General features: G+C 71.4%; 17 protein-coding genes. 13 read left to right on the forward strand and 4 right to left on the reverse strand.

Annotated features, from left to right (window positions below):
* Positions 1 to 163: 163 nt before the first annotated feature.
* The 3 genes from VZQ01_RS30815 to VZQ01_RS30825 all read right to left on the reverse strand — a co-directional run bounded on the left by VZQ01_RS30815 (position 164) and on the right by VZQ01_RS30825 (position 3,361).
* Positions 164 to 1,282 carry a glycerate kinase gene (locus VZQ01_RS30815; protein WP_408889536.1) on the reverse strand — a complete coding sequence of 373 codons (1,119 nt, stop codon included), beginning with the start codon at positions 1,280 to 1,282 and terminating at the stop codon, positions 164 to 166.
* 243 nt (positions 1,283 to 1,525) lie between these two features.
* Positions 1,526 to 2,020: a YkgJ family cysteine cluster protein gene (locus VZQ01_RS30820; protein WP_223745213.1), complete on the reverse strand. Its 495-nt coding sequence runs from the start codon at positions 2,018 to 2,020 to the stop codon at positions 1,526 to 1,528.
* A gap of 30 nt (positions 2,021 to 2,050) precedes the next feature.
* Positions 2,051 to 3,361, reverse strand: coding sequence for a class I SAM-dependent rRNA methyltransferase (locus tag VZQ01_RS30825; protein WP_223781853.1), 1,311 nt, complete (start codon positions 3,359 to 3,361; stop codon positions 2,051 to 2,053).
* A 42-nt stretch (positions 3,362 to 3,403) separates the two neighbouring features.
* On the opposite strand from VZQ01_RS30825, the gene VZQ01_RS30830 reads away from it, so the two are divergent.
* Together VZQ01_RS30830 and VZQ01_RS30835 are read left to right on the forward strand one after the other, a co-directional pair.
* On the forward strand, positions 3,404 to 3,910 hold the full coding sequence (locus VZQ01_RS30830; protein ID WP_426745397.1) for a hypothetical protein: 507 nt from the start codon (positions 3,404 to 3,406) through the stop codon (positions 3,908 to 3,910).
* 79 nt (positions 3,911 to 3,989) lie between these two features.
* Entirely contained in the window at positions 3,990 to 4,544 is a 555-nt protein-coding gene (locus VZQ01_RS30835; protein WP_408889537.1) for an FxsA family protein, read from the forward strand.
* Between the two features lie 9 nt (positions 4,545 to 4,553).
* On the opposite strand, the gene VZQ01_RS30840 is transcribed toward VZQ01_RS30835, so the two are convergent.
* On the reverse strand, positions 4,554 to 5,657 hold the full coding sequence (locus VZQ01_RS30840; RefSeq protein WP_426745399.1) for an acyltransferase family protein: 1,104 nt from the start codon (positions 5,655 to 5,657) through the stop codon (positions 4,554 to 4,556).
* Positions 5,658 to 5,776: 119 nt separating this feature from the next.
* Here VZQ01_RS30840 and VZQ01_RS30845 point away from each other — a divergent pair, with 119 nt between their 5' ends.
* The 11 genes from VZQ01_RS30845 (at position 5,777) to VZQ01_RS30895 (ending at position 17,608) form a co-directional block, all read left to right on the forward strand.
* Positions 5,777 to 6,607: a YfiM family protein gene (locus tag VZQ01_RS30845; RefSeq protein WP_426745400.1), complete on the forward strand. Its 831-nt coding sequence runs from the start codon at positions 5,777 to 5,779 to the stop codon at positions 6,605 to 6,607.
* A gap of 225 nt (positions 6,608 to 6,832) precedes the next feature.
* Positions 6,833 to 7,933 carry a cytochrome-c peroxidase gene (locus VZQ01_RS30850; RefSeq protein ID WP_426745401.1) on the forward strand — a complete coding sequence of 367 codons (1,101 nt, stop codon included), beginning with the start codon at positions 6,833 to 6,835 and terminating at the stop codon, positions 7,931 to 7,933.
* A gap of 19 nt (positions 7,934 to 7,952) precedes the next feature.
* Positions 7,953 to 8,351 carry a hypothetical protein gene (locus VZQ01_RS30855; RefSeq protein ID WP_046715465.1) on the forward strand — a complete coding sequence of 133 codons (399 nt, stop codon included), beginning with the start codon at positions 7,953 to 7,955 and terminating at the stop codon, positions 8,349 to 8,351.
* 403 nt (positions 8,352 to 8,754) lie between these two features.
* Positions 8,755 to 9,600: a c-type cytochrome gene (locus tag VZQ01_RS30860; protein ID WP_141323812.1), complete on the forward strand. Its 846-nt coding sequence runs from the start codon at positions 8,755 to 8,757 to the stop codon at positions 9,598 to 9,600.
* Complete coding sequence (locus VZQ01_RS30865; RefSeq protein WP_223745220.1) at positions 9,597 to 10,229, forward strand: respiratory nitrate reductase subunit gamma; 633 nt, start codon at positions 9,597 to 9,599, stop codon at positions 10,227 to 10,229. Before VZQ01_RS30860 ends, VZQ01_RS30865 begins: the two co-directional genes overlap by 4 nt.
* The gene (locus VZQ01_RS30870; RefSeq protein WP_223745221.1) at positions 10,226 to 10,849 is read left to right on the forward strand and encodes a cytochrome c3 family protein; all 624 of its coding nucleotides are present in this window, start codon (positions 10,226 to 10,228) and stop codon (positions 10,847 to 10,849) included. The genes VZQ01_RS30865 and VZQ01_RS30870 overlap by 4 nt, the downstream gene beginning before the upstream one ends.
* A gap of 13 nt (positions 10,850 to 10,862) precedes the next feature.
* Positions 10,863 to 13,847 (forward strand): TAT-variant-translocated molybdopterin oxidoreductase, encoded by a 2,985-nt coding sequence (locus VZQ01_RS30875; RefSeq protein WP_426745402.1) that lies wholly within the window; start codon positions 10,863 to 10,865, stop codon positions 13,845 to 13,847.
* The gene (gene nrfD / locus VZQ01_RS30880; protein ID WP_408889542.1) at positions 13,844 to 15,328 is read left to right on the forward strand and encodes an NrfD/PsrC family molybdoenzyme membrane anchor subunit; all 1,485 of its coding nucleotides are present in this window, start codon (positions 13,844 to 13,846) and stop codon (positions 15,326 to 15,328) included. The genes VZQ01_RS30875 and nrfD overlap by 4 nt, the downstream gene beginning before the upstream one ends.
* Positions 15,325 to 15,846 (forward strand): DUF3341 domain-containing protein, encoded by a 522-nt coding sequence (locus VZQ01_RS30885; RefSeq protein WP_141323807.1) that lies wholly within the window; start codon positions 15,325 to 15,327, stop codon positions 15,844 to 15,846. Before nrfD ends, VZQ01_RS30885 begins: the two co-directional genes overlap by 4 nt.
* Positions 15,843 to 16,415, forward strand: a complete 573-nt coding sequence (locus VZQ01_RS30890) for a c-type cytochrome (protein WP_223745225.1) — start codon at positions 15,843 to 15,845, stop codon at positions 16,413 to 16,415. The genes VZQ01_RS30885 and VZQ01_RS30890 overlap by 4 nt, the downstream gene beginning before the upstream one ends.
* Positions 16,412 to 17,608 carry a hypothetical protein gene (locus VZQ01_RS30895; RefSeq protein ID WP_223745226.1) on the forward strand — a complete coding sequence of 399 codons (1,197 nt, stop codon included), beginning with the start codon at positions 16,412 to 16,414 and terminating at the stop codon, positions 17,606 to 17,608. The genes VZQ01_RS30890 and VZQ01_RS30895 overlap by 4 nt, the downstream gene beginning before the upstream one ends.
* Positions 17,609 to 17,673 lie beyond the last annotated feature (65 nt).

Below are 17,673 nucleotides of genomic sequence, written 5' to 3' on the forward strand. Positions count from 1 at the left end.
TCACGCGCGTCCGAGGTGCCCCCCGGCCTGGTCGCGTGCGTGAGCCTCCGCGCGCCGCCTTGAGGCGCGCATCCGGTGGGGTACCCCACATCCGGTCCCGCGTGCGTCGGGCCCACGCCAGTCGCCTGGGCCCGTCACGCGAGTCCGAGGTTCCGCCCCGGCCTCAGCGCGTCGTCTTGAGTCGCGCCGCCGTCCAGCGCGCCACGGCTTCCTGGAGCACCTCCGCCGCCGTTGCGCCGGGACGCGCCTGGGTGCTCAGGTCCACCACCGTGTGGAACAGGTCCAGCTCCACGCCTTCATCGCGGCGCACCGAGCCCGCGAAGAGCTCCACCGGCGTGCCGTGCTCACGCGCCAGTCGCGCCAGTCCCCCGGGGCCCTTGCCCAGCGACGTCTGCCGGTCGAAGCGTCCCTCGCCCGTGAGCACCACCTCCGCGAGCAGCACGCGCCGCTCCAGCCCCAGTGCCCGCGCCACCAGCTCGTACCCGGGCACCAGCCGCGCGCCCGCGAGCGCCACCAGCCCGAAGCCGAAGCCTCCCGCCGCGCCCGTGCCCGGCCAGCCCGCGGACAAATCCCCCACCACGCGCGAGTAGTGCGCGAGCGCCGCCTCCAACTCCTCCACGCCCTGCGCGTCGGCACCCTTCTGCGGACCGAACAACCGCGCCGCTCCATCCGCGCCCAGCAGCGGCGACGTGACGTCCGTGGCGCCCATCAGCTCCACCTTGCCCAGCCGGGGATGGCGTCCACTCGCGTCCACCCGCGCGAGCGCCGAGAGCGCCGCGCCACCGGGCGGAAGCGGATGTCCGTTCGCATCCAGGAACCGATAGCCCAGCGCCGTGAGCGCGCCCGTGCCGCCGTCCGTCGTCGCGCTGCCACCGAGTCCGATGATGAGCCGCTCGCAGCCCGAGTCCAGCGCGGCCCGCATCAGCTCACCCGCGCCGTACGTCGACGCCTTCCTCGCGCTGACGGGAGTGGGCTCCAGGTGCGCCAGCCCGGAGGCCGCGGCCATCTCCACCACCGCCGTGCGCCCGTCCTCGAGCAGCGCCCACGCGGCCTCCATCGGCTTGCCCAGGGGACAATGCACCCGGCACACGCGGCGCTCGCCACGCGTCCCCGACAGCAACGCCTCCACGGTGCCAGGGCCGCCATCCGCCAGCGGCGCCAGGTCCAGCACCACCTCGGGCGACACCTCCCGCACGCCCCGGGCCATCGCCTCCGCGGCCTCCGACGCCGTGAGGGTGCCCTTGTACTCCTGCGGTGCGACGAGCCAACGCGGCGGTATCACGACGAGGACGCTCCACCGGCCACCGGGTGGTCTCCGTTCCCCCTCGTCCTCGCAGTCAGACTTCTCCGCACGCCCACGCCTCCGCAGCCGGATTGCCGGCGCAATCATGGCCTCGTCGGCGGGCGAGTTCACACTGATACATGCGTCATGTGTCTGTGAACTTCTGGAATTGCCTCAATAGCTTGAATCCAAGAGTGGGATTCAATGCAGACCCGGAGCGGTGGGGTGGGTAGGGATGACCCGTCAGGGTGTCTTGGTTGACGCCCGGGCGAGGGCCTCGGCGTGCCACTCGAGCAGGGGCCGGGGCGCGCGCAGCGAGGGCTCGCGCTGCTGGGAGACGCGCTCGAGCCGCTCCAGCAACGCCCCCACGGTTTCTGCGGGCTGGCGGGCGGGGCCGCGGATGCGCTCGCAGAAGAACGTGCGGCAGCCGAAGGGCCGGTCCGCGTACACGGTGCAGCGCTTGCCGGCCGCGTCCAGGTAGGGACAGCCGCCGTCCTCGCGCGCGGGCGGCAGGGGGCGGCCCTGGGTGAGCAGCTCCCACTCGGGCAGCCACAGCCAGGGCTGGCGGCCCGTGCGGGACAGCTGGCAGCACTCACCGCTGGCGGGGCAGGAGAAGGGGCCGTAGGCGGCGTCGGCCTGGCGGAAGATGGCGCGCACTTCCTTGAGCGCGCGCTCCTTCTGGTGGGAGCCCCGCGTGGTGGGCGCTTCCTCCTCGTCATCCCAGTCCCGGCTCCGCATGTCCTCGCCCTCTGGCCGCGCGCCGGGCGCTCACATCGCGCGCAGCACGTAGCACTTCAGGTAGCGGGTCTCCCGCAGGTTCACGAGCACGGGGTGGTCCTTGCCCGCGCCGCGCCGCTCGATGATCTGCATGCGCCGCTTCGCGTCCGCGGCGGCGGAGGCGAGCATGTCCTCGAAGGCCTGCTCGTCCACGTGGTACGTGCAGCTCGCGGTGATGAGGTGCCCGCCGGGCCTGAGCAGCTGCATGGCGCGCAGGTTGATCTCCTTGTACCCGCGCACCGCGGCGGCGAAGGCGTCCTTGTTCTTCGCGAACGACGGCGGGTCCAGGACGATGGTGTCGAACTTCCTGCCGTCGTCCACCGCGTCGCGCAGGAAGTCGAACGCGTTGGCGGCCACCACATCCACATTGGAGAGCTTGTTCGCCTGGGCGTTCTCACGCAGCTGGGCCGCGGCCTGGTCGGAAATCTCCACCGCCGTGACGCTCTGGGCCCGCGTGGCGAGCTGGAGCGCGAAGCCACCCACGTACGAGAAGCAGTCCAGCGCCTCGCCCGCGGCGTACTGCGCCGCCATGACGTGGTTCTCCTTCTGGTCCAGGAACGCGCCCGTCTTCTGGCCCTCCAGCAGGTCCGCGCGCACGCGCACCATGCCCTCGTCGAAGGAGATGGGGCCCGGGGGCAATTCGCCGCGCAGCAGGCCCTTCTCCGGCGTCAGGCCCTCCAGGTTGCGCACGCCCACGTCCGAGCGGTTGACGATGCCGCGCGGCTTGAACTGCGCCTCGAGCAGGTCCGCGATGAGCGCCTTGCGCTGCTCGGTGGCGGGCACCAGGAACTGCACGCTCAGGTAGTCGCCGTACCGGTCGACCACCAGGCCCGGGATGCCGTCCGCCTCGCCGTGCACCAGCCGGTACGTCGTCTCGCCCGGCAGCGCGCTCTTGCGCAGGGCCTGGGCGGACAGGAGGCGCTGGCGGAAGAAGTCCTCGTCCACCGCGACGTCGTCGAAGCTCAGCCAGCGCAGCGAGATTTTCGACTGGCGCGAGTAGAACGCCTTGCCGATGAACCAGCCGCGCCCGTCGGTGACGCGGACGATTTCGCCGCCCTGCAGGCCCGGGTCGCCGTTGAGGTCGGCGCGGTAGATCCACGGGTGGCCCGCTTGCCAGCGCTCGACGCCCCGGCGCAGCAGGGAGACCTGGGGCAGGCCATCCGGGCCCAGCTCGGGCGAGGTGCGGTCCGGGGCCACCTTTTCGGGGCGGTGGTGGGGGCGGCCTCGGCCCTGTCCGGACGGCGGGGAGGAGGGTCTGCCGCCGCGATGGGGGCCGGAGGGGGGCTTGGAAGAGGTGGGCATGGCGTTGGGCGGCGTATACTCGCAACCCGCGTGAGATACGAGTTGCTCCTACAGACGAAGACGCCGGGCACGCCCTACGAGGCGGCGCGGGTGGATGGCCTCCTCTCCGAGCGGCGGGTGAGCGCCCGTCCGGACGGCAACCGGCTCTGGCATCTCGAGCACGGGGACGTGGAGGTGGGCGAGCTGCGCGAGGGCGGACGGGTGGTGGCCACCGAGCTGCGCATCCCCCTGTCCGAGCGCACGGAGCTGGTGCGCGAGGTGGTGGCCGAGGCCGCTGGCATCGCCAGCGCGGCCGGCGCGCGGCTGGTGGACCCCCAGCTGGGGCGCTCGCTCGCGGCCACGGATGACCACGTGGTGGTGGACCAGTACCTGCGCACGGTCCGCTACGAGGGCTCCATGTCCGTGGGCTCCATGTCGTTCACCCCGGCCACGAGCGAGAGCTCGCGCGGCTTCCAGCCCGGCGCCAGGTTCTTCCTCATCGCCATCGGCGCCTTCTTCTTCCTGTACCTGCTGGTGGACTCGATGATTGGGAGCCTCGGCGGCAGGTAGACAGCGGGCGAGGGGAGGGGCGCCGCCCCTGCCGTCGGGTTGTCCAGCACGAGGGGCCGCTCGGCGTTAGGTTGGGGGCGTGTTCAAGTACTTCCTGCTCGCACTGATTCTCCCCTTCGTGGAGCTGTACCTGCTGGTCGCCATCGGCCGGGAGGTGGGCTTCCTTCCGACGCTCTCCGTCGTGCTCCTGACGGGGCTCGTGGGCTCCTGGCTCGCGCGCCGCGAGGGGAGCCGGGTGATGCGTCGGTGGCGCGACGCGCTCGCCATGCGGCAGGTGCCGGAGGAGGGCCTGTTCAGCGGCGCGCTGGTGATGCTCGGCGGCCTGCTCCTGCTGGTGCCGGGCTTCCTCACCGACGTGGTGGGCCTGTCGCTGCTCCTGCCTCCGGTGCGCCGGTTCGTCACGGCGCGCCTGCGCCGCGCGGTCGAGCGCCGCATGCGGGACGGCTCGTTCCAGGTCACCACCATTGGCGGCATGGGGTTCCCCGGTCCGTTCCCGGGGGAGCCCAGGGGCGGCACGCCGTTCCCCGAGTCCTGGTCCGACACGGCGCCCAAGGGACCTCCCGGCCGCATCCGCTCCGGCGCGTCACGCGCGGAGGTGGACGCGGAGTTCACCGAGGACGAGCCCAGGCACTGAGGCCGGCGTTCAGGCCCGCGGGCTCATGCGCGTGCCGCTCAGGCTCGCGTTGAGCGTGGTGGAGCCGGCGCGCCACGGACGGGCCTGCTCCGTCAGCCAGCGGCCCAGCCACGCCACCACCGCGCACGCCACGAGCAGCGCCACGCCGATGCCCACCGCGGCGGGGACTCCGAGCCGGGGCCCGATGCGGCCCGCGAGGCCCGCGATGTCCGCCCAGCCGTACACCACCGGCAGGTGCAGCACGTAGATCCACAAGGACAGCCGCCCGAACGGCGCCAGCAGCTTGCTCAACCGGACGGGCGCGAGGTTGACGGCGCCCAGCACCAGGAGCCCCTGACCCACGCGGTACGCCACCAGCCACGCGCTCGCGGGCGTCCAGTCCGCGGTCGTCATCCGCGTCAGCCCGAGCATCCCCGCGCCGAGCGCCAGCAGCGCCAGGCCCTGCGGCCAGCCCGGACGCAGCAGGTGCAGCGCGTACGCCGCGAACGCACCCGCGAAGAAGTAGCCCGCCCACGGGAAGAAGGGGAAGCGGCTGCCCGCGGCGCTGCCCAGGAATTGCTGCACCGCGCCCGGCAGACCCACGCCCAGCTTCCACACGGTGGCGCTCACCAGCGGGATGCCCACCGCGAGCACGAGCAGGACCAGCGGCCGGCCGCCCTGCGCGGGCACGAGCGCGAGCAGCACCGAGCCCACCAGCAACGCGAAGCCGATGCACTGGAGCGCGTCGAAGGTGAGGACGTGCGACACCATCGCGTCCGTCCAGCCCAGGTCCCGCACGGCGTGCCACCCGGGCCAGTGCAGGAAGTAGCCCAGGAACAGCAGCAACAGCGAGCGGCGCACCCGACGCCCGAGCGTGTCGCGCGCGGCGTTGGGCTTGGTCCCCAGCGCGGCCACCACCGCCCAGCCGCTCACCAGCAGGAACAGGGGCGCGGTGACGCCGCGGAAGGCCCAGTAGTGCTGCACCCACGGCAGCAGGCGCGCCTCGGCCGAGAGCAGCGCGTCCAGCGTGTGTCCCAGCACCATCGCGAGGACCGCCAGACCGCGCGCCCCGTCGAGCCCGGGGTGCCGGTTCGATTGCTGCTGGAAGGTGAACGAGGGGCCGAGTCGGTTCACGCGACCCGGAGCATAGGACGATGTGCTGGACTCGTCTCGAAAACGCACCACCGGCGAGGTCATCCCCACACCCAGGGACAGGCCACCTGGACGGTCCGTGGGGTGCTACATCCCTGCTCATGAAGCTTTCCAACCGGAGCGGGTTCGCCCCCTGTCTCGTCGCGCTGCTGGCAAGCCCCGTCGCGAGCGCCGCGTCGGGGGATGACTGGCTGGGCCCGGACAAGCCCAAGCACTTCGCGGCCTGCTTCGTCCTCGCGGGCGTGGGCTACGGCGCGGGCGCGCTACTCTTCGAGCCGCCGGAGGCGCGGCTCTGGACGGGCGCGGGGCTCGCGATGGGCGTGGGCGTGGGCAAGGAGCTGTACGACCTGGGGCGGGGCACCACCTTCTCGTTCAAGGACCTGGCCTGGGACGCCGCGGGGACGGCGACGGGCCTGGGCGTGTCGTGGCTCGTGGACCGGCTCCTCTTCGGCCCCACGCCCAGCCCCCAGGCGCGGGGCTCGCTACGGGCCGCTCCGCCCGTCGTGCTCGTCCTCGGGACGCGACGGGGACAAGAGGTCCTGGTCGGGACGCGCGCGGGCCTCGACGAGGCGCAGGAGGGGCTCTCGCTCCAGCAGCGGCTCCACCGTCATCAAGGCGCTGCCCTGCTCGGCGTGGCCCCCCGTGATGAGCACGGTGACCTTGCCGCGAGGACACTGGCGCAGACAGCCGGTGGGCATGACGCGGACTTCATCGGCGAGCCCCCGGTCGGCGAGCGAGCGCTGGAGCCAGCGCGGCAGCTCGATGCCGCCCCCGCTGCGCGCGCCGCGCATCAGGCACTTGCGGCAGATGAGGACATCGACGTCCCGGTTCGCGTCTCCACCGTCTTCATCCCGCATCCATCCTCCGAGTCGTCGAGCCGGGGCGCTCCGGGCTTGCCGCACCCGGTGGACGCCCCGCTGCGTGGGCGCTGAAGCGAAAGCGGCCCGTCAAAGCTGTCGCTCCCGGGAGGTAGCGGCCAGGGCGCGGCCTCGCACCCAGGGGCTCCTCGTCCGAGGAGCAGGGGAGCGGCGGAGCGCAGGCGTCTGACGGGCTGATGGACGCGGGAAGCGCGGGCGGGGTGCGTCACAAAGACGCGGGCCCCGGCCGGAGGCGGGGCTGATAGCGTGCCGGGCCGTCCACACCCCCTGGAGTGCGTCATGTCCCGAACCCGCTTCGTCACCCTGCTCACGCTGACCTCCCTGGGCGCGTTGTCGGGCTGTGAGCGCAAGCAGGAGCCCGTCGCGCCGCCCACGACGGCGAGCGCGCCGAAGCCGCCGGGCCCCAAGCCGATGACGCCCGAGCAGCTCTCGCACTTCTTCCGCCCGACGCCGCCGGCCAAGGACGCGAAACCCGTGCCCCAGGACACCGAGGCCCAGGTGGCGCTGGGCCGCATGCTCTTCTTCGAGCCCCGGCTGTCGAAGAACCACGACGTCTCCTGCAACACCTGCCACGGCCTGGACACCTACGGCGTGGACAACAAGGCGCTGTCGGACGGGCACCGCGGGCAGAAGGGCTCGCGCAACTCGCCCACCGTCTACAACGCGGCGGGGCACATCGCGCAGTTCTGGGACGGGCGCGCGGACACGCTGGAGGCGCAGGCGTCCGGCCCCATCCTGAACCCGGTGGAGATGGCCATGCCGGACGAGCGCCGCGTGGTGGCCACGCTCTCCTCCATGCCGGAGTACGTGACGCGCTTCCGTGACGCGTTCCCCGGCGACAAGAAGCCCGTGTCGCTGGCGAACGCGGCGCGCGCCATCGCGGCCTTCGAGCGGGGGTTGACCACGCCGTCGCGCTTCGACCAGTACCTCGCCGGCCAGCACTCGGCGCTGAGCGAGGCGGAGCAGCGCGGCCTGCACCTCTTCGTGGTGACGGGCTGCACCACGTGCCACAACGGCCCGGCGGTGGGCGGCACGTCGTTCCAGAAGCTGGGGCTCATCGAGGACTACCCGGGCCTGAAGGACGCGGGGCGCTTCGACGCGACGAAGAACGAGGACGACCGGGGCAAGTTCCGCGTGCCCACGCTGCGCAACGTGGAGCGCACCGGTCCGTACCTGCACGACGGCAGCGTGGAGGAGCTGCCGACGATGGTGCGGCTGATGGCGAAGCACCAGCTGGCGCGGACGCTGACGGACGCGGAGGTGGATGACCTGGTGGCCTTCCTCAAGAGCCTCACCGGGGAGCTGCCGCCGCGCGAGCACATCGCCGCGCCGCCCCTGCCGCCCAGCACGAAGAAGACTCCCGAGCCGGACCCTTCCTGAGCTAAACCCCGAGAGACCCATGGACCGAATGTTCTTCTATGCCCACTCCGGGCTCCGCTATCTGGTGTTGCTCGCGGGCGTGCTGGCCATCGCCTACTTCGCCTTCGGGCTCGCCACGAAGCGCCCGTTCGACAAGGGAGGCCGCATCCTCGGCTCCTCCTTCGCGGGCCTGCTGCACCTCCAGGTGCTGCTCGGCATCCTCGTGCTGGTGACGCGCTTCTACTACCCGGCGCTCATCGGCCACATCGTGATGATGGTGCTCGCGGCCGGCTCCGCGCAGGCGCTGCTCTCGGTGAATCGCCGGCGTCCCCAGCCGGGCTACGCGCTGCCGCTGGCGGGCGTGGGGCTCGCGGTGCTCTTCATCATCGGTGGCATCATGGCCATCGGCCGCGGCGTGTTCACCACCACCGCGATGTGATTTGTCGCTCCAGGCGGGTGGAGCCTCGTGCTCCCCGCGTGGGCCCGGGCCTCGAGGCGTGTCTCGCCTCGGGGCCTTCGTGTTTCAGCAGGGCGGGGGCATGGACTCCATCTCGCGAGTGTCTCGCGGGGAGCCGAGCGCAAGGTTCGCCGCCGTGAGGCCCTCTTCGTCATGAAGTGCGCCGCGCGCGTGCTGGCGCGGGCACCGCGAGCCCTCTCGGGATGCCTGCTGGCAAACAGTGCGTCGGCGTGTGTCGCCGCGCGCAAATGCTGCGCACCGCTCGCTTGATTTCCGGAGCTTCGCGCCGCCGTGGGGCGTGGATCATCCTGGCCTTCGCGTTGCACTGACGTCCCCGCGTGCCGGGCAATGAGCCCGGCCTCCCCGCGAGGAGGGGCACGCAGCAATGCGGACACGTGAGCTGGGAGGACGGCCGCGACAGGAGCGAACGCTCGTCCCCATCATTCCGCTCCTGGCCCTGTTGGCGGCGCCGGCCGCGCTGGCGCAGGGCGCCGCGCGCCAGGGCGCTCAGCTCTTCACCCAGCGGTGCGCCACGTGCCACTCGATGGGCGAGGGCGACCGGATTGGCCCCGACCTCCACGGCGTGCTGGAGCGCCGCGACGAGGCCTGGGTGACGCGCTTCATCAAGAGCCCCGGCGCGCTCATCGACTCGGGCGACCCGGTGGCCACCGAGCTGCTCGCGAAGTTCAACGGCGTGCGCATGCCGGACCAGGCGCTCTCCGACGCGGAGCGCGACAGCCTCTACGCCTTCATCCGCGACTGCACGCAGAAGGGGAAGGGCGGCTGCAAGCCCTCGCCCGCGGAGAAGATGGGCACGGACGCCACGCCGGAGGAGATTGCCCGGGGCCGCCGGCTCTTCGAGGGCGCGGAGTCGCTGAAGAACGGCGGCGCGGCCTGCATCGGCTGCCACGACGTGCGCGGGCTGGGCGTGGCGGGCGGCGGCACGCTGGGCCCCAACCTCACCTTCGCCTTCGCGCGGATGGGCGAGAAGGGCATGCGTCCGGCGCTGGCGAAGCTGGAGGGGCCGATGATGGGGCCGCTCTACGCGAAGGCGCCGCTCGACGAGGAGGAACAGTACGCCCTCAAGGCGTACCTCGCGGACGTGTCCCGCGATGGCAGCCGTCCCCGGGGGGACCGTGACTTCTTCTACCTGGGGCTCGTCGGCATGGCCGCGGTCCTGGGCTTCATCGGAGTGATGTTCTCGGCTCCGTCCACGCGAGGTCAGTCGTGAGCGACGCGTTCCTCTTCAACGCCCTGCCGTACGCGGCGGCCGGGGTGGCCCTGGCGGGCACCATCTGGAGGGTCACCGCGCGCGAGCCCGCGCCGCCCACCACGCCCTGGACGTCCGCGGGGCGCGCGGTGCTGGCGGGGGTCGCCATCGTCGCGTTCTTCCATCTCTTGGGGCTGGCCGCGCCTCGCGCGATGCAGGCCTTCAACGCCTCTCCCGCGCGCCTGTTCACGCTGGAGTCGCTGCAGCTCATCGGCGCGATGCTGCTGGCCTGGGGGCTCGCGTCGCTGGGGCTTCGCAAGGCGAAGGCGGGGCAGTGGACGCCCGCGCTCACCCTGGGCCTGCTCTTCGCGCACGTGCTCACCGCCGTGTACATCGCGGTGGCGCTGCGCTGGGGCACCGCCTGGTACCTGCACATCGGTGTGCCGTACGTGCGCTCGCTGATGACGTTCCAGCCGGACGCGACGCGGATGCTCACGGCGCCGACCGTCTACCAGGTGCACGTGCTGCTGGGCTTCGTGCTGCTGGCGCTGGCGCCCTTCATCCGGATGAACCGCGCGACGGTGCCCCAGCGCGCGGAGGAGTCGGTGGAGCCGGGCCTGCTCGGCACGCCTCGGGAGGAGACGCCATGAGCCGCGCATCCATCCGCGGGCTCGGCCAGGCCGGCGCGCTCCTCGCGCTGGGACTGGGCGGGTGCAGCGGGCCGGTGAACAACCAGCAGGGCCACATGCCAGCGCAGCCGGTGGCCTTCTCGCACGCGGTCCACGCGGGCCAGTACGAGCTGGACTGTCAGTACTGCCACGTGGGCGCCGAGCAGAGCCGTCACGCGGGCGTGCCGTCCGCCAGCGTCTGCATGAACTGCCACACGCAGGTGAAGAAGGACTCGCCCGAAATCCAGAAGGTCGCCGCCGCGGTGGCAGCCAACGCGCCCATCCAGTGGGTGCGCGTGCACCGGCTGCCGGACCACGCCTTCTTCAACCACGCCAGCCACGTCACCGCGGGCCTGAAGTGCCAGACCTGCCACGGCGCGGTGGAGCAGATGGTGCGCGTGGAGCAGGTGGAGCCCATGACGATGGGCTGGTGTCTGGACTGTCACCGCAAGACGGGCGCGCAAGGACTGACGGCGCCCATCGCTTCCGCGCCGCGCAAGGGGGAGCTGTTGGCCCTCATGTCCGGTGAGCCGCTTCCCGAGCCCTCGAAGACCCCTCGCACCCTCCAGCCGCCCTCGGACTGCTCGAGCTGCCACCGCTGAGGACCCCCGCGCCATGTCCGACAAACTTCCCCAGTACTGGCAGAGCCTGGCCGAGCGCGCGACGGATGCCTCGTGGCTCGACACGCAGCGCAACGAGTTCGCCGAGGAGCTTCCGGTGGGCGTCGCCGCCGCGCCTCCGGATGCGAGCAGCCGTCGTGACTTCTTCAAGATGATGGGCCTGAGCGCCGCGGCGGCCATGGTGGCCTGCCAGCGCGCGCCGGTGCAGAAGCTCATCCCCTACGTGTCGCGGCCGGACGAGGTGACGCCGGGCACGGCGCTCTGGTACGCGTCCACGTGCGACGCGTGCCCCGCGCGCTGCGGTCTGTTGCTCAAGACGCGCGACGGTCGCCCCATCAAGGTCGAGGGCAACGACGAGCACCCCGTGTCCCGCGGCGGTGTGTGCGCCGTGGGCCAGGCCTCCGTGCTCTCGCTCTACGACGCGAGCCGCGCCCGCTTCCCCTCGCGCGCCAGCAGCCGCGTGTCGTGGACGGACCTGGACGCCGAGGTGAAGAAGGGCCTCGCCAGGGCGACCGAGGACGGCAAGGCCATCCGGCTGGTGCTGCCCTGGGTGATGGGGCCCACGGCGGAGGCCGCGGTGGCGCGCTTCCTCGCCGCGCACCCGACGGCGCGCACGGTGCGCTACGAGCCCCTGGGCGAGCTGTCGTCGCTGGGGGAGGCGTACCGCGTCACGCACGGCGCCCGCGTGGTGCCGGACTACCGCTTCGACAAGGCGGAGGTCATCGCCAGCTTCGGCGCGGACTTCCTGGGCACCTGGGTGTCGCCGGTGGCCTTCACGCGGCAGTACGTGGAGGCGCGCGACGCGGCCGCGCGCAAGGCGATGGCGCGCCACTTCCAGGTGGAGCCGGTGATGACGCTCACCGGCGCGGCGGCGGACCGTCGCTTCGTGGTGGCGCCGTCCGACGTGACGCTGGCCCTGGGCGACGTGGTGCGCAGGCTGGCGGTGAAGGCGGGCCGAGAGGTGCCGGGGCTGAAGTCGCTGCCTGCCTCCAGGCTGGAGCCTGCCTCGCTGGATGAGCTGGCCGAGGCGCTGTGGGCCCACCGCACCGAGTCGCTGGTGGTGTGTGGTGGCGACGAGGTGGCGGGCCAGGTGCTGGCCGCGACGGCGAACGTGCTGCTCGGCAACGAGGGCACCACGGTGCTTCCCCGGGACGGCGTGGCGCTGGACGAGAAGGCGCTGTCGTACGGCGAGCTGCTCGCGGAGCTGGAGGCCGGGAGCGTGGGCGCGGTGGTCTTCCTCGGCGTCAACCCGGCGCACACCGACGCGCGCGGTGACTCGCTGGGGGCCCTTTTGAAGAACGTGCCCCTCACGGTGGCGCTGAACGACCGGCTGGACGAGACGGCGGTGCTGACGCGGCTGCACGCTCCGGCCTCCACGGCGCTGGAGGCGTGGGGCGACGCGGAGCCTCGCCGGGGCGTGGTGTCGCTGCGGCAGCCCGCGGTGTCGCCGCTGCACGACACGCGCGACGCGGTGGAGTCCCTGCTGACGTGGGCCGGCGCGGCCCAGGCCCACCACGACTTCCTGCGCGCGCGCTGGGAGGCGGAGGTCTTCCCGATGGCCGGCGTGACAGGGACGGACTTCGCCCACTTCTGGGATGACTCGGTCCGCCGGGGTGTCGTGACGCTGTCGTCAGTGCCCGCGGCGCCGCTGACCTTCCGTGAGGAGGGCGTGGCGAAGGTGCTCGCCGGCGTGGCGCGTCCCTCGGTGGAGTGGGAGCTGGTGCTGTTCCCCTCGGTCGGTCTGCGCGACGGCGCGATGGCGAACAACGCGTGGCTCCACGAGGTGCCGGACCCCATCACCAAGGCGACCTGGGGCAACCCCGCGCTCATCTCACCCGCGCGCGCCAAGGAACTGGGCCTGTCCGACGGCGACGTGGTGAAGGTGAGCGTGGGCGGCAGGTCGGTCTCGCTGCCCGTGCTGATTCAAGCCGGCACGCACCCCAGCGCGCTGGGGCTCGCGGTGGGCTACGGCCGCACGCGGGCCGGGCGCATCGGCGATGGAGTGGGGGAGCGCGTCTACCCGCTGGCCGCGGTGGTGGACGGGCGCGTGCGCCGCTCGGTGCCGGGGGCGACGGTGGCGGCCACGGGGGAGCGGCAGCAGCTGGCGCTCACCCAGACGCACTCGAGCCTGGAGGGACGGCCTCACGTGCGCGAGGCGGAGCTGGCCGCGTTCCTGGCCAACCCGCGCGCGGGCAACGAGGGACACGGCGGCCACGGCGGTGGCAACGGCGGACACTCGCTCTCGATGTGGTCCGGCCACGAGTACAAGGGCCACCGCTGGGCGCTGGCGGTGGACCTGAGCGCGTGCACGGGGTGCTCGGCGTGCGTGGTGTCCTGCCAGGCGGAGAACAACATCCCGAGCGTGGGGCGCGACGAGGTGCTGCGCCAGCGCGAGATGCACTGGATGCGCATCGACCGGTACTACCAGGGCGACGCGGCGAATCCGCGGGTCGTGCACCAGCCGATGATGTGCCAGCACTGCGAGAACGCGCCGTGCGAGACGGTGTGCCCGGTGCTCGCGACGGTGCACTCGTCGGAGGGGCTCAACCAGCAGGTCTACAACCGCTGCGTCGGCACCCGCTACTGCGCCAACAACTGCCCCACCAAGGTGCGGCGCTTCAACTGGTTCGACTACCCGCACGACGAGCCCCTGGAGCGCATGGTGCTCAACCCGGACGTGGTGGTGCGCAGCCGCGGCGTCATGGAGAAGTGCTCCTTGTGCGTGCAGCGCATCCAGGAGGGCAAGGCGACGGCGAACCGCGAGGGCCGGCCACTCCGGGACGGCGACATCCAGACGGCGTGTCAGCAGAGCTGCCCGGCGAAGGCCATCCACTTCGGGGACCTGAATGACCCGGAGAGCCGGGTGGCGAAGCTGGCGAAGGACGGGCGGGCGTTCCGGTTGCTGGAGGAGCTGAACATCGGGCCGTCCATCACCTACCTCACGAAGATCCGGAACACCGGGTCGGGAAGCGGAACATGAGCAACCAGCATCTGTCCCCGCTGCGCGTGCCGCTGGTCAGCGAGCCGCGCACCCTGGGTCAGCTCACCGAGGAAATCTGCGCGCCCATGGAGCGCGCGCCCACGTGGAAGTGGTGGGCGGCGTTCGCCATCGCGGTGTCCGTCCTGGGCACCGGCGCGGGAATCGTGGCGTACCAGGTGGGCACGGGCATCGGCGTGTGGGGCTTGAACAAGACCATCGGCTGGGCGTTCGACATCACCAACTTCGTCTTCTGGGTGGGCATCGGCCACGCCGGCACGCTCATCTCCGCCATCCTCTTCCTCTTCCGGCAGAAGTGGCGCACCAGCATCAACCGCGCGGCGGAGGCGATGACCCTGTTCGCCGTCATGTGCGCGGCGCTCTTCCCCGTCATCCACATGGGCCGCCCGTGGCTGGCCTTCTGGGTGCTGCCGTATCCGAACACGCGCGGCAGCCTGTGGGTGAACTTCCGCTCGCCGCTGCTCTGGGACGTGTTCGCCATCTCCACGTACTTCACCGTGTCGGCGGTGTTCTGGTACGTGGGCCTGATTCCGGACCTGGCCACGGTGCGCGACAGGCTGAAGGCGGGCGTGAAGAAGGCCGTCTTCAAGGTGCTGTCGCTGGGGTGGACGGGCTCGCACCGCACGTGGAGCCGCTACGAGACGGTGTACCTGCTGCTCGCGGGCCTGGCGACGCCGCTGGTGCTCAGCGTGCACACCATCGTGTCGATGGACTTCGCCACATCGGTGATTCCCGGCTGGCACACCACCATCTTCCCGCCGTACTTCGTGGCGGGCGCGGTGTTCAGCGGCTTCGCGATGGTGCTGACGCTGATGATCATCACCCGGGTGGTGCTGGGCTACGAGCACCTCATTACCATTCGCCACCTGGAGAACATGACCAAGGTCATCATCGTCACCGGTGGCCTCGTCTCGCTGGCGTACGCGACGGAGTTCTTCATCGCCTGGTACTCGGGCAACCCGTACGAGCGCTTCGCCTTCATGAACCGCGCCTTCGGCCCCTACGCCTGGGCCTACTGGATCATGGTGACGTGCAACGTGGTGTCGCCGCACCTGTTCTGGTTCAAGAAGATCCGCACCTCGCCCGCGGCCATCTTCGCGCTGTCCCTGGTCATCAACGTGGGCATGTGGTTCGAGCGCTTCGTCATCATCGTCACCAGCCTGCACCGCGACTTCCTGCCGAGCAGCTGGTCCATGTACACGCCGACGATGGTGGAGGTGGGGACCTTCATCGGGACCTTCGGCCTCTTCTTCACGCTGTTCCTGCTCTTCGTCCGCGTGCTGCCCATCATCTCGATTGGCGAGGTGAAGAGCGTGCTCGGCTTCGCCAGGAGCGAGCCCGGACACGGGGAGGCCCACCCTCCGTCGCGTCCCGCCGCCGCGCACGAGGCGCCGACGGAAGACACCTCGGGCCGGCACACGCCGCCGCTCGCCATCGCCACCCGGAAGGATGTCCCCGTATGAGTGCCCCGGTTCTCATCGGCTACTTCGAGAAGGAGGAGCAGGTCCTGGAGGCCACCCGCGCGGTGCGCGAGGCGGGCCATGACCTGCGGGACGTGTACACGCCGTACGCGGTGCACGGCCTGGATGACGCGATGGGGCTCAAGCCCAGTCGGCTCACGTGGGTGTGCTTCGGCGCGGGGCTGACGGGCGCCACGCTGGCGATGTCGCTCCAGCTCTACACCAGCGTGGTGAGCTGGCCGCTGAACGTGGGGGGCAAGCCCTTCAACTCGTTCCCCGCGTTCATCCCGGTGACGTTCGAGCTCACGGTGCTGTTCGCCGCGCTGACCACGGTGGCGGCGTTCCTGGTCCGCACGAAGCTGTTTCCGGGGAACAAGCGGCCGACGTTGCCTCGGGTGACGGATGACCGGTTCGCCATCGTCGTGGCGCCGCGTCAGACGCCGGAGTCGCTGGAGGCGGCGGAGGACTTGATGCGACGCCACGGTGCGGTGGCCACGGATGTGAGGGAGGTGCCGTCGTGAAGCGGACCTGGGTGGGCGCGGCGACGCTGGGGGTGTTGTCCCTGGCGGGGTGCGAGCAGGACGAGACGCGCCCCAATTACGAGTACGCCCCGGACATGGTGTCCTCGGTGCCGTACGACAGCTTCGCGAGCAACCCGAACACGGCGGACGGCAAGACGCTGCTGACGCCGGCGAAGGGCACGGTGCCTCGCGGGCATGTGCCGCTGAAGCTGACGGCCGGGACGGAAGCGGCGGAGAAGGCGGGCCGCGAGCTGCGCAATCCGTATCCGGCGTCGCCGGAGGTGCTGGCGCGAGGGCAGACCGCGTTCCAGCGCTATTGCACGCCGTGCCACGGCTCGGGGGGATTGGGGGATGGGCCGGTGACGGCGCGCTTCCCGGTGCCGCCGTCGTTGCTGGCGGAGCACGCGATGGCGCTCCCGGACGGTCGCATCTTCCACATCATCACGCATGGGCAGGGCTTGATGCCGGCCCATGGTTCCCAGGTGGCGCCGGAGGACCGGTGGAAGCTGGTCCACTACCTCCGCTCGCTGCAGAACCCCGCGCGCACGGCGCGCAAGGAGACGCCATGAGCGCCCCCGTTCAGGCCCACGGCCCCGAGTCGCAGGGCGGCTTCGCCGTCTCGCCCGTCTTCCACCGCGCCGCGCAGGTGGCGGCGGGGGCGGGGTTGGGGGTGTTGGTGCTCGGCCTGGTGCAGGCCCGGGAGCGGGCGCTGACGAGCCTGCTGACCAATGGCTTCTATTTCCTGTGCCTCGGGTTGGGCGGCGCGGTGTTCCTGGCGCTGATGTACGTGGCGAACGCGGGGTGGTTCACCGTGTTCAAGCGCATCCCCGAGGCGTTCGCGTCGTACGTGCCCTGGGGCGCGGCGACGATGCTGGCGCTGTTGCCCTTCGCGACGACGCTGTACCCGTGGGCGAAGCCGGGGGTGATGGAGACGGACCACCTGCTGCATCAGAAGGAGGCGTTCCTCAACGTCCCGTTCTTCGCGATTCGCATGGCGGTGATGCTGGCGCTGTGGGTGGCCTTCACGTGGATGCTGCGGCGCAACTCGCTGCGGCAGGATGCTCAGCCTGGCGAGGCGCTCACGCGGCGCAACGTGACGGTGTCGGCGGTGTTTTTGGTGTTGTTCTCGCTGACCTTCTGCCTGGCGGCGTTCGACTGGCTGATGAGCCTGGAGCCGCACTGGTTCAGCACCATCTACGCGCTCTACAACGTGGCGGGGCTCTTGAGCTCCAGCGTTTGCGCCATCACGGTGGTGGCGGTGTTGTTGAACAGGGCGGGGGCGCTGCCGCAGCTCAACGCGAGTCACCTGCATGACTTGGGGAAGCTGATGTTCGGCTTCGCCACGCTGTGGGCGTACCTGTGGTTCTCGCAGTTCCTGCTCATCTGGTACGCGAACATCCCCGAGGAGACGGTGTACTTCATCGCGCGGATGCACGGTGGGTGGGAGGTGCCGTTCTACGCGAACGTGGTGTTGAACTGGGCGCTGCCGTTCGTGTTGCTCCTGCCGCGCCCGGCGAAGATGAACCCGTCGCACCTGTTGCGTGTCGCCGGGGTGTTGTTGGTGGGGCGGTGGTTGGATTTGTACCTGATGGTGGCGCCGGCGCATCAGCCTCACGGTCCGGTGCTGGGCCTGTATGAGCTGGCGGGGCTGGTGGGCGTGGCGGCGCTGTTCACGCTGGCCGTCACGCGCGCGGTGCGCACGTCGCCGATGTTGCCGGTGGGAGACCCGTACCTGGTGGAGAGCCTGCATCACCACACGTGATGGGCTGAGTGAATCAAGTCCGCGAACACGGCCCCTGGGGACTGGCCCCGCTCCTTCCGGAACCT

The organism is Myxococcus faecalis (genome assembly GCF_050039385.1).
Classification (GTDB): domain Bacteria; phylum Myxococcota; class Myxococcia; order Myxococcales; family Myxococcaceae; genus Myxococcus; species Myxococcus fulvus.